Annotated in this window: 10 protein-coding genes; 4 read left to right on the top strand and 6 right to left on the bottom strand. The window is 34.3% G+C overall.

Features of this window, described 5'->3' with window-relative positions:
• From guaB to WBQ70_RS08735, 6 genes are all read right to left on the bottom strand, one after another.
• Positions 1–1,114: IMP dehydrogenase (gene guaB, locus WBQ70_RS08760; protein ID WP_423913013.1), on the bottom strand; the 1,114-nt coding region annotated here is incomplete at its 3' end.
• 399 nt (positions 1,115–1,513) lie between these two features.
• Positions 1,514–2,917, bottom strand: a complete 1,404-nt coding sequence (locus tag WBQ70_RS08755) for a DUF5723 family protein (protein ID WP_423913012.1) — start codon at positions 2,915–2,917, stop codon at positions 1,514–1,516.
• Positions 2,914–3,465 carry a hypothetical protein gene (locus tag WBQ70_RS08750; RefSeq protein ID WP_423913010.1) on the bottom strand — a complete coding sequence of 184 codons (552 nt, stop codon included), beginning with the start codon at positions 3,463–3,465 and terminating at the stop codon, positions 2,914–2,916. Before WBQ70_RS08750 ends, WBQ70_RS08755 begins: the two co-directional genes overlap by 4 nt.
• 44 nt (positions 3,466–3,509) lie before the next feature.
• Positions 3,510–4,373, bottom strand: a complete 864-nt coding sequence (locus WBQ70_RS08745; protein ID WP_423913008.1) for a hydroxymethylglutaryl-CoA lyase — start codon at positions 4,371–4,373, stop codon at positions 3,510–3,512.
• A gap of 138 nt (positions 4,374–4,511) precedes the next feature.
• The gene (locus WBQ70_RS08740; RefSeq protein ID WP_423913006.1) at positions 4,512–5,444 is read right to left on the bottom strand and encodes a peptidylprolyl isomerase; all 933 of its coding nucleotides are present in this window, start codon (positions 5,442–5,444) and stop codon (positions 4,512–4,514) included.
• Between the two features lie 265 nt (positions 5,445–5,709).
• Positions 5,710–6,375, bottom strand: a complete 666-nt coding sequence (locus tag WBQ70_RS08735; RefSeq protein ID WP_423913004.1) for a peroxiredoxin-like family protein — start codon at positions 6,373–6,375, stop codon at positions 5,710–5,712.
• A gap of 387 nt (positions 6,376–6,762) precedes the next feature.
• Between WBQ70_RS08735 and trmD the strand changes: the two genes are divergently transcribed.
• The 4 genes from trmD to WBQ70_RS08715 all read left to right on the top strand — a co-directional run.
• Positions 6,763–7,443 (top strand): tRNA (guanosine(37)-N1)-methyltransferase TrmD, encoded by a 681-nt coding sequence (trmD, locus tag WBQ70_RS08730; RefSeq protein ID WP_423913001.1) that lies wholly within the window; start codon positions 6,763–6,765, stop codon positions 7,441–7,443.
• A gap of 181 nt (positions 7,444–7,624) precedes the next feature.
• Entirely contained in the window at positions 7,625–7,975 is a 351-nt protein-coding gene (gene rplS / locus WBQ70_RS08725) for a 50S ribosomal protein L19 (protein WP_423912999.1), read from the top strand.
• 274 nt (positions 7,976–8,249) lie between these two features.
• Positions 8,250–10,487, top strand: a complete 2,238-nt coding sequence (locus WBQ70_RS08720) for an NADP-dependent isocitrate dehydrogenase (RefSeq protein ID WP_423912996.1) — start codon at positions 8,250–8,252, stop codon at positions 10,485–10,487.
• A gap of 1,534 nt (positions 10,488–12,021) precedes the next feature.
• A partial coding sequence (locus tag WBQ70_RS08715) for a hypothetical protein (RefSeq protein WP_423912993.1) occupies positions 12,022–12,241 on the top strand: 220 nt, incomplete at its 3' end.

The raw sequence follows: 12,241 nt of genomic DNA, 5'->3' as shown, positions 1-12,241 counted from the left end.
CTTTAGTACCTGCTAAAAGAGAACCTAACATCACACAGTCAGCTCCTGCAGCCAAAGCTTTAGGGATATCTCCTGTGTAACGAATTCCACCATCAGCAATAACTGGTACTCCAGTTCCTTCTAAGGCAGCTGCTACTTCTAACACTGCTGAGAACTGAGGAAAACCAACACCCGCTACAATACGAGTTGTACAGATTGAACCAGGTCCAATTCCAACTTTCACACCATCAGCACCATTTTCAACTAAATATTTGGCTGCTTCTGGAGTTGCAATATTTCCAACGATAACATCAATTTGAGGGAATTTTGCTTTTACTAATTTAAGCGTGTCTACTACTCCTTGGTGATGACCGTGAGCAGTATCAATAATAATAGCATCTACTCCAGCATTAACCAACGCTTCTGCTCTATCAACTGCATCACCAGTAACCCCAATAGCTGCCGCTACACGTAAACGTCCGTAAACGTCTTTGTTAGCAATAGGTTTTTGAGTTAATTTAGTTATATCTCTAAAGGTAATTAAACCTACTAATTTATTGTCTTTATTTACAACTGGTAATTTTTCGATTTTGTGACCTTGTAATACAACCTCAGCTTGTTCTAATGAAGTCCCTTCGGCAACAGTGATTAAGTTATCACTGGTCATTACCTCAACAATAGGTCTTGCATTGTTTTTTTCAAAACGCAAGTCACGATTAGTAACAATACCTTTTAAAGTTTGGTTTTCATCCACAATTGGAATTCCACCAATACCGTATTCTTTCATTGCAGCTTTAGCATCTTTCACTGTTGATGTTAAAGGCAACGTTACAGGATCGATAATCATTCCAGACTCAGCACGTTTTACTTTACGTACTTTGGCAGCTTGCTGCTCAATAGTCATGTTTTTATGTAGAACACCAATTCCTCCTTCTTGTGCCATAGCAATTGCCATTGCACTTTCGGTAACGGTATCCATTGCAGCGGATACAATAGGAACATTTAGTGTTATGTTTCGAGAAAATTTTGTTTGAATACTCACTTCGCGAGGAAGCACAATTGAGTAATTTGGAACTAATAATACATCATCGTAAGTTAAACCTTCGCCGATAATCTTTGTGTTGTGTGCTATCATGGTGCAATTTCTAGTTGAATTGCGTGCAAATATAGTGATTATATTTGAAATAAAAATTGATTTTTGCAACGTTTTACAATTTGCAATTAGTTATACCGTTTAAGTATAGGCTTTTCAATATTTAAAAATAAGGCGTTTATTTTGTGATAGGTTACATAAGAAATAGAAAGAATACTTTTGGCTACCAATATAAGAACATTCCTTAACTCGTCATTTTACCTTCAAAGCGTCATTCCTGAACGAATCCCCTAGCCCAGATGGAAATGGAAAGCCCGGAGCGGTCAGGGCTTATTTTTCTTGCCATAAAAGAGCGACCAAAGGAAGCTCCTTTTATGGCATAGAAAATAGCCCTAATCGTGAGGACTTGTAATGTACAGCTGGATATAGCTCCTTAAAAAACTATTCTGTTTTATCTTTGAAAACAAAATTGAGCCCCAATTGAAACGAAAGGCTATTCGCTTTTGAAACGTCACGATATTTCAATAAATTATCAGCCATTAAATAGAGATTGAATGCTCCTATAGTACCTGATAAACCTAAACCGAGATTGCTGTATGAAAAGGAATCTATGGTATAAGTGGCTTTTAAATTAAGATGATTTTGAATCATACTTCTTCTATAATACGCGGTTAATGCTGTCATAGGAGTTTTAGGAGTGGTCATCATAAACAACTGTGCTCCTATGGCGTTTTGATATTCTTTATTTTCAGTATTTGAACAGTTACAATCACCACCCCCTCTGCCGTCTTGAAATGAATACTGATATGATGCATTTAATTTTATAGGTCTCCAAGTTGTATAGGACACATGGGTTGTATCCATAGGAATCGCTTTTTTGAACGCATCAATAATACTTTCGGAATTGTTTGGGTTAACAAAATCAGGACTTATTCCTTGGTAATCATAGATTCCTTTAAAATTATAGGTCTTAACATCTTTACTATGATTTATAAATCCTACATCCAATATACTTGCGGTAAGTTGAATATTTTTTTTGGGATAATAAGTAACTCCTGCATCAAAACCAAGTCCTAAATCACCTCCTATAAAGGCATTTTTAATTATATCTTTAGCGTCATTATACTTTTTTTCGTCGTCGATATACCCTGAGACGCCCGAAGTTTGCAATTGCAAATCAGAATAAATAATTTGGTCGTATACATTATTTACATTGGATGGACTGGTATAAATATACCCTGAATTATATGTCGATGTAGCGCTATAGCCACTGGTATATATCTTTGCGCGACCTCCTACAATTAGATTTTCTTTTACTTTTTTATGAAAACCTAAATGCAATACCGAAACCGCTTCAGCTTTTGCGGATAGATCGCCTAGATTAAATGATTTTCCTAAGTAATTTTGATTCCCATCCAAAACAAAAATCAAAGGATCAGTTGGAACATAAGAGAACAAATCAAATTCCTGATACATTCCAAAGGAAACATATCCTCGATTACCCCAATCTCCTACCCTAAATCCGCCATTAAAAATTTCTATTTGTTCGTTAACAACCAATTTATCACCACTATTAGACGAAAAAATAACGTTTCGTAATTTAGTATTGAAATCAACACCGTTATCAGCAAATAGATCATAGGCCGAAAAACCTGTAGAACCCACATTTGCCGAGATTCCAGAAAGAAATGGTACTCCAAAATAAAATTTGTACTCATAATCAGCACCTGGATTAGTCATCATAGACTGTGGCACTGCTGTGAAATTGTATAAAATTTGCTTGTTTTGTGACCAACAGTCTAAAGAAACCAATAGCAACGAAAGGATTATTGATACTTTTCTCATTGTATTTCCATATAAACAGTGGCACTTGATCTCAGTTTTAAACTTCCCGGACTATTTTCAGTTAACAATGGTCCCGGAGCCATTAGTAAGCGGAAGCCCATTTTGTCCGTTTGTTTCAATAAATCTAATGTAACGTCTTTAAAAATCTCCGATTTAGTAACAACAATTGGTGTTCCTGTAGAAGCTGGAACTACAAAATTAATTACATACATAATTTGATCTACTTCATTTATCAAAACTAAATCGATACTATAGATCCTGTTAATCGTATTCGTTATTTCGAAAAAAAAGTCTGTTTGTAATAACGATTTTCTAAAAAATGAATCCCTAAAAACATCAAAATTTTGAGCAGCAAAAGCCCTATTCGTCTCCACTCCATTAGTTACAAACTCATGAGCAGGAACATCAAAATAAGTCAAATTAGCCTTTACCGTTGGAGTCAACTTTAAATCATTAGCTTGATCAAAATTCAAATTACTAGTACATGACATAGTGAAAATCATCATCAGAAAGATAGTGAAAATCTTTTTTACAATAGCTTTTTTCATTTTAAAGGTGTATTTATTCTTTATTCCTCATTTATAAATATACGCTATTTATAGATACTGAACAACTTTGAAGCTTCGTTATAGGCGCTTTCAAAACTTAATGGATTTAGGTTTGAATTTATTTTATTGGCAGTAAAATAAGATAATAATTTCTCCGTAGGCATATTTCCTGTAAGCTCATCTTTAGCCATTGGACAACCACCAAAACCTTGAATTGCTCCATCAAAACGACGACAACCGGCTAGAAAAGCAGTATCTACTTTTTCAAACCATTTGTCATAAGTGGTATGAAAATGAGCTCCGAATTCAATATGAGGATATTGTGTCACCAAATTAGCGTACAAATACTGAATATCCTCTGGTGTTGAGCTTCCTACTGTATCCGAAAGCGAGAGGATTTTTACCCCCATTTTGGATAGTTTTTCGGCCCATTCGGCTACGATTTCAACATTCCAAGGATCACCATAAGGATTCCCAAAACCCATAGAAAGATACGTCACTACTTCCTTATTATTTTTATCAGCAATAGCTAGAATTTCTTCTAAAGTAATTAAAGATTCCGCAATGGTTTTGTGTGTATTTCTCATTTGGAAATTCTCGGAAATCGAAAAAGGAAACCCTAAATACTGAATTTCAGAAAACTGAGAGGCCATTTCAGCTCCTTTAGTATTTGCAATTATAGATAATAACTTGCTGGAAGTTTTTGATAAGTCTAATAGTTCTAAGACAGCGGCTGTGTCTTTCATTTGCGGAATAGCTTTAGGAGATACAAAACTACCAAAATCAATAGTATCAAAACCTACACGCAACAAAGCTTGTATATAAGCTACTTTTTGTTCAGTAGGTATATATTTTTTTATGCCTTGCATGGCATCCCTTGGACATTCTATGATTTTGACTGATTCCATATAATTCAAAGATATAAAAACTTAGAAATTGCTAAGGGTACAATTGGTAAAGTTTTCGAAGTTTTTTTTTATTTTTCCATAAAAAAATCCCGACTGTTTTCACAATCGGGATTAGATCTATTTTTAAACTAAAATGAATTATTTTACATCCATTAATTCTACATCAAAGATTAAAGTCGCATTTGGCGGAATTACTCCTCCAGCTCCATTAGCTCCATACCCTAAGTGAGATGGAATTACAAAACGAGCTTTATCACCTACTTTCAATAAAGCGATACCTTCATCCCATCCTTCGATTACTTGACCTTGTCCTAATCTAAATTCGATTGGTTTTTTTCTTGGGTAAGAAGAATCAAAAACTTTTCCTGTTTCCAAAGAACCTTCGTAATGAACTGAAACAGTTTTTCCAGCTTCTGCTTGTTTCCCATCCCCTCTTTGGATGTATTGGTAACGCAATCCGCTTTCTGTTTTTTCAAATCCCGCTGCTAATTTTTCCATTGCTTCTTCAGCAGCAGCTTTCTCAGCTTCCAAACGTTTTTTACGATTTCCTTCAAAAGAACGGAAAGCCTCAACAGCATTCCATTTTTCAGCTTCTTCACCTACTCTTACAATTTCTAAATTATCAAGAGCATCTCCTTGACCTATGGCATCTACAACATCCTGCCCTTCTACAACTTGACCAAAAACAGTGTGTTTTCCGTCTAACCAAGAAGTAGGTACGTGTGTAATATAAAATTGAGAACCATTTGTTCCAGGTCCTGAGTTAGCCATTGCTAAAACCCCTGGTTTGTCATGTTTCAAACTTGGATGAAATTCATCATCAAATTTATACCCAGGTCCGCCAGTTCCAGTACCTTGAGGACAACCTCCTTGAACCATGAAATCTGGAATAACTCTATGAAAGTTTAATCCATCATAAAATTTTGTCCCTTGCGGTTTGATACTGTTTTCTAAATTTCCTTCGGCTAGAGCAACAAAGTTACCTACTGTACCCGGTGTCAAATCATGTGTTAATTTTACTAAAATCGCCCCTTTTGGAGTGTTGAATTTAGCATATATTCCGTTTTCCATTGTATATGTTTTTTATTGAAGTGCGAAATTACAAATTAAATAGGGAATTTGAAAATTAGATCATCATCTACTCAGTGCAAACGCATGATGTAAAATAATCACCATTAATTGGCAGATTTTTTCTAAATAACTTATATCTTATTAGTAGTGGCAAATAAATTTACGCTAATACCCCTTGAAGCGGTCTATTTACAATCAGAATTAATTTAAAATTAGCAAACCTACAGTTGAAAAAACTCATGCGTTGCCTTAATCATCTGATTAATTAATAAATCGAATCTAATGCTGCTATTATGTCACTTCCCTCTGCTCTATTGCGATACTCTGCATCTAAAAAGGTGTAAACAATCTTTCCATTTTGATTAACTACATAAGTAGCTGCTAATGGTAATTCATTAGATTCATCACCATTATAACCGTGTAAATCAAAGTTTTCTTGATAAGAAGTTGCTACGTCCTCTGTTAATTTGAAAACAATTCCGAATTCAGCAGCTACTTTATTCCCTACATCACTCAATACTTCAAATTGCAATTGATGTTTTTCGGCTGTTGATAATGATCTGTCGGGCAACTCAGGAGTCAAAGCTAATAAATTAGCACCTTTTAACTGAATTTCAGGCAATAGTTCTTGCAAATAATGCAGGGTCATATTGCAATAAGGACACCATCCACCACGGTACCATGTTAGTACAACAGGACCTTTTTTTAAATAATCATTTAATTCTACGCTATTGCCAATGGCATTATTTAAGGCAAAATTAGGAGCGATATCATCATTTTTTTTAGCATTCAAAACAACTTGTTGACGTATTACATCATTTATTCCCTCAGCATAGATTTCTTGAATCTCCGAAGGAGCTTTTGCTTCCCAATCCTCTTTTGCATTATTTAAAGTCTCTTGTAAGCTAATAGTAGTATTATAGGTATCCATTGTTTCAGTTATTATAAAATTAATTATACAAATGTATTACCTGCACTTGCCTTACTATTTATTAATTTTACTGAAAATGTTATAAGATTCCACTATTATTCATTCAGATCTCTTTTTAATAATCATTTCAAAACGGCATCCAACGATCCAATAAATTTTTCAAAACTTTCAATATGTGCATATGTCCAATATTTAAGTAGTTCTACTAATTTAGAATTAAAGCTAAAGGTTTTTTTAAGAAGAGAGAGTATTATGAAAACTTTACAATTTGTTTTCTTTAAACCTTTAAATAATAACAACAAACAATTACAAGGATTATCCTAAAATGTACTTCTAAAAACAGTTGCAAATTGTATCTTTGCGACTTAACTATTTGGAAGATTTATCATGCGCATTGACATTATTACCGTTTTACCTGAATTACTACGAAGTCCGTTTGAGGCATCCATCATGAAACGTGCTATTGACAAAGGATTAGTCGAAGTACATTTTCATAACTTGAGAGACTATACAACCAACAGACAAAAAAGTGTGGATGATTATCCTTTTGGTGGTGGTGCAGGAATGGTAATGACTGTACAACCTATTGATGCTTGTATTACTCATTTAAAAAGCGAAAGGACCTACGATGAAATTATTTATATGTCACCTGACGGCGAAACGTTGAACCAAAAAATGGCCAATACCATGTCAATGTATGAGAATATAATCATATTATGCGGTCATTACAAAGGAGTAGACCAAAGAGTTCGTGATCATTTTATTACCAAAGAAATTTCAATAGGCGATTATGTATTGAGTGGTGGTGAACTAGGAGCCTTAGTATTATCAGATGCTTTGATCCGATTGATTCCCGGTGTATTAAGTGACGAAACCTCAGCATTAACGGATAGTTTTCAAGATGGTTTATTATCAGGACCTATCTACACCAGACCAGCTGAGTACAAAGGATGGAAAGTTCCCGATATTTTATTAAGCGGCCATTCGGCCAAAATTGACAAATGGCGTGAGGATACCGCTTATGAACATACGAAAAATAGAAGGCCAGATTTACTCGAGGAAAGTTAAAAGTTATTAGTTAATCGTTAGTTGTCTGACAGTTTAAATAATTATAAAAATTTATTAAAAATATTTCACAACTTATAACTCATAACTCATAACTTTTTTTTACTTTTGCACCCTCATTTGATCAACCTCTGGCGATACCCGTGAATGTTGATCCGATATTAAACCATAATTAGCATTTAAAATGGCAAATTTAATTGATTTCGTTAATAGCGAATATGTTGCAAAAAAAGATTTCCCTGAATTCGGAGCTGGAGACACTATCACAGTTTACTACGAAATTAAAGAGGGTGAAAAAACTAGAACACAGTTTTTCAAAGGAGTTGTAATCCAAAGAAGAGGTACTGGAAGTACTGAAACTTTTACAATCCGTAAAATGTCAGGTGCTGTAGGTGTTGAGCGTATCTTCCCTATCAACTTGCCAGCTTTACAAAAAGTTGAAATCAACAAAAAAGGAGCTGTACGTAGAGCTAGAATTTTCTACTTCAGACAACTTACTGGTAAAAAAGCTAGAATTAAAGACAAAAGAAGATAGTCTACTATCCCTTTATACTAAAAGTCCCGACATTGTCGGGACTTTTTTTTTGGGGTTTTCAATAATTCCAAAAAGAGAATTCTCAAATAAAAGCCTTATAATTAAAAAAATAACATTTTAAAGCGAAGTCGTTAGTTATCCCATAATTCCGATATTTCTATTCTAAACCCTTACGTAATTTAGTCTGATTTACCTATCTTTGCACGGCTTTATTAAAAGCAAAACACTTTTCAATGTTATATTGTATTAGGACTACGATTATAAAATAAAAAAAATGACACAAAATTCAAAGATTGTTTACACATTAACTGACGAAGCACCTTTGTTAGCTACTTATTCTTTTTTACCAATTGTTAAAGCTTTTACAGCTACTGCAGGTATTGAAATTGAAACCGAAGATATTTCAGTTGCAGCGCGTATTTTGGCAAACTTCCCTGAATTTTTAACGGAAGACCAAAAAGTAAAAGATTCTTTAGCTGCACTAGGAAAACTAGCTACTGCTCCAGAAGCAAATATCATTAAATTACCAAACGTTTCTGCATCAGTTCCTCAATTAAAAGGAGCTATTGCAGAATTGCAAGCACACGGCTATAAAATTCCAAATTTCCCTGAAGACCCAAAAGACGACGCTGAAAAGGAAATCAAAGCAAAATATTCTAAAATATTAGGTTCTGCCGTAAACCCTGTATTACGCGAAGGAAACTCTGATCGTAGAGCTCCAAAAGCCGTAAAAAATTACGCAAAAGTAAATCCTCACTCTATGGGAGCTTGGTCTGCTGATTCAAAAACAGCTGTTGCTTCAATGGAAAAAGGTGATTTTTACGGAAGTGAGCAATCGCTTACAGTAGCAGAAGCTAATGATGTAAAAATCGAATTTGTGGCACAAGACGGAACAACTACTGTTCTTAAAGCTAGTACTCCGTTAAAAGCAGGTGAAATTATTGATAGCTCAGTAATGCACTTGAATGCTTTAAAATCTTTTGTTGCCAAAACAATTGTGGAAGCGAAAGCTAAAAATGTATTGTTATCAGTTCACTTGAAAGCAACCATGATGAAGGTTTCTGACCCAATTATCTTTGGTGCTATTGTTGAAGTTTATTTTGCGGATGTATTTGCAAAATACGCTACTTTATTTGCTGAACTTGGTGTAAACACAAGAAATGGTTTAGGGGATGTGTATGCAAAAATTGCAGGCCAACCACAACAAGCAGAAGTTGAAGCCGCCATCAATCAAGCGATTGAAAACGGTCCAGCTCTTGCCATGGTAAATTCTGAAAAAGGAATCACCAACCTTCATGTACCATCAGATGTAATTGTAGATGCTTCTATGCCCGCTATGATTCGTACATCAGGACAAATGTGGAACAAAGAAGGAAAACCACAAGATACTATCGCTATTATTCCAGACCGTTGTTATGCTGGTGTATATACAGCTACAATCGATTTTTGTAAAAAGAACGGAGCTTTTAACCCAACAACAATGGGATCTGTACCAAACGTAGGTTTGATGGCACAAAAAGCAGAAGAATACGGATCTCATGACAAAACTTTCCAAATGTCAGCTAACGGAGTAGTTCGTGTAGTAGATGTGAATGGAACCGTTTTAATGGAACAAGCAGTTGAAGCCAATGACATTTTTAGAATGTGTCAAGCAAAAGACGCTCCTATTCAAGACTGGGTAAAACTAGCGGTTAATAGAGCGCGTTTATCTGAAACCCCTGCGGTCTTCTGGTTAGACGAAAACAGAGCACACGACAGACAAATAATCAAAAAAGTAAATCTATACTTAAAAGATTACGATACAACTGGATTAGACATTCGTATCTTAAATCCAATTGCTGCAACTGAATTTACTTGTGAAAGACTTATCAAAGGTTTAGACACTATTTCAGTAACAGGAAACGTTTTACGTGATTACCTTACTGATTTATTTCCAATTCTTGAAGTAGGAACTTCTGCAAAAATGTTATCTATCGTTCCATTAATGAATGGTGGTGGATTATTCGAAACAGGTGCAGGTGGATCAGCTCCAAAACACGTAGAGCAATTTACGCAAGAAGGATATTTACGTTGGGATTCACTAGGAGAATTTTTAGCTCTTGGTGCTTCATTAGAACATTTAGGACAATCATTAAACAATCAAAAAGCAATCGTTTTATCTGAAACTTTGGATCAAGCAAACGATGCTTTCTTGCAAAACGACAAATCTCCAGCTAGAAGAGTAGGTCAAATTGACAACCGTGGTTCTCATTTTTACTTAGCTTTATATTGGGCTCAAGCTTTGGCTGCCCAAACAAAAGATACCGACTTACAAGCTATCTTTACTCCTATTGCTAAAGAACTTACAGAGAACGAAGCTAAAATTGATGCTGAGTTAATTGGTGCACAAGGAAAACCACAAGAAATTGGTGGTTACTACCAACCAAATCCAGCTTTAGTAAGCAAAGCGATGCGTCCAAGCATCACTTTAAACACTATCTTGGATAAAATATCAGTTTTAAAAACAGCTTAATCGTTTTTATACCAAATATGTTAAAGACAACTCGAAAGGGTTGTCTTTTTTTTTGGAGCAGAAACACCTATTTTCACAACCACCATCCCTCCCGCTTTCCGCTACAATCTTTTCCTTTTAAAAGAAAAAGGAAAAGGATTTTCACTTCAATCGGGGCTAGATATCGACGTTTTGTTTTTCATATTTACACATCAGTTGTTGTATTAAGACATACTATAATACGAATGAAGTTCATACCTCTTACGTACGAAAAGTATTCAACAAATAAAAAGTCCCTTTGATGATTTGTAAGAAAAAAATAATATATTTGAAAATAAATAAAGTATGACACTTGTCATACATATCTACCCATATTTGGGTGGCTTTGTATGATTTTGTCATTCATATATACTAGTTAGAGCTCATAACCTTGGAAATCAGCATTCAATATAAAATATTCATCTTTTTTTTATATAGTTTTAAATGATAAAATAAGTTTGAGAACTCTAAATTTTAACTCTTTACTTCTCTCCTATTTTGCGAAATTCAAATCTTTGCTTAAACTTTGTGTTGAAATATCTTTATCGAATATTGGAAACTTTACCTAAACTGAATCTAAAATTCTTTGTGAAAAAATAGCAACGTTTAGCCGAACAGAATGCTGAGATCATTTTGTGGATTATTGGAGGAATTTATTATCTGAAAACGTGTATAAGAAAAAAGCCGTAAAGTAGAAATTACTAGAAGTAAAGTTTAGCTAAAAAAGAATAATTAGCTGTCTTTAGAACGTACATAAAAAACCATTCGTAAAGCAGATAAAACGTGAAACAAAAGATTGTCTAAACAGAGACGAAAAGCAGACAACCAATAGAAATGGATGAAGTTTGCGCGTAGAGTTACGAGCTCTAACACACGTTTGTATCAATTTGCGAATTTAGTGGAATTATCGTTTTTTTATCATATTTTCGTATAGCCGAAAGTACTCGTCTTCGTAAGTCGCAAACGGCGCAAGGCGCGAGAACGTTGTATGCAATTGAGCGTTCGAAACCTGATAAATAGTCTGAAAATCAGAGCGAAAGGATAGTGTTTAAAGCGGAAAAATGCTTTTATTTTTTCGTCAAGCCTTGCAAACGAGATTTGCTGAAAATGCATTTTCAAAGCGAATACGCTAAAAGGCTTGCCAAAGTTATAAGAAAAAAATGACATAGTCAAGTATTTTTTTATTGTAACGGGTTAAACACTAGCATTTAATGAATTTTAAGGCTAAGATTTTAAAAAACAGCTGCTATCCGGCTGGATAGTATCCATAATTTAAAATCATTTATCTAGTTTTCTCTCGGGTCAACTGGTCCTGCTTTTCTGATCAAAAAGGAGTCAGAAAACAGCATACAACAGCGGCTATAAGAAATGCCTTCCGCTTTTTTGGATAAAATAGTACAAATAGAAAAATTTGGCTATTTTAGCTATTATTAGTGAAGCGGTGAAGAGAAGGCACTTCCCATAGCCGCAAACGTTAGTGGCAACCAAACAGCAAATCATTGAAAAACACAACATTATGAAAAATAAAATTCTAATATCTTTGATTTTTTTGGCAATTAGTTGTTCTCAAAAACCAGAAAATTACGATTTATACATTTCAAATGTAAATTATAAACTGAACACAAAAACAGGGGAATTTAAAATAGATTGGTACAATAATTACGAAAGTAATATTAGATTTTCTAAAACTGAAAAAGAAAAAATAAATGAATTACTTCATAAATATCATTTAGACA

Source organism: Flavobacterium sp., from assembly GCF_049590715.1.
Lineage (GTDB): Bacteria > Bacteroidota > Bacteroidia > Flavobacteriales > Flavobacteriaceae > Flavobacterium.
Note: the sequence above shows the minus strand (reverse complement) of the source record. Positions and strands in the feature narration are given on the sequence as shown.

Bases quoted from the DNA above. Each gene is read 5' to 3' on its own strand.
- WBQ70_RS08735 (WP_423913004.1), bottom strand. From the start codon at position 6,375: ATGGATACCTATAATACTACTATTAGCTTACAAGAGACTTTAAATAAT.
- WBQ70_RS08750 (WP_423913010.1), bottom strand. From the start codon at position 3,465: ATGAAAAAAGCTATTGTAAAAAAGATTTTCACTATCTTTCTGATGATG.
- WBQ70_RS08755 (WP_423913012.1), bottom strand. From the start codon at position 2,917: ATGAGAAAAGTATCAATAATCCTTTCGTTGCTATTGGTTTCTTTAGAC.
- trmD (WP_423913001.1), top strand. From the start codon at position 6,763: ATGCGCATTGACATTATTACCGTTTTACCTGAATTACTACGAAGTCCG.
- rplS (WP_423912999.1), top strand. From the start codon at position 7,625: ATGGCAAATTTAATTGATTTCGTTAATAGCGAATATGTTGCAAAAAAA.
- WBQ70_RS08745 (WP_423913008.1), bottom strand. From the start codon at position 4,373: ATGGAATCAGTCAAAATCATAGAATGTCCAAGGGATGCCATGCAAGGC.
- WBQ70_RS08720 (WP_423912996.1), top strand. From the start codon at position 8,250: ATGACACAAAATTCAAAGATTGTTTACACATTAACTGACGAAGCACCT.
- WBQ70_RS08740 (WP_423913006.1), bottom strand. From the start codon at position 5,444: ATGGAAAACGGAATATATGCTAAATTCAACACTCCAAAAGGGGCGATT.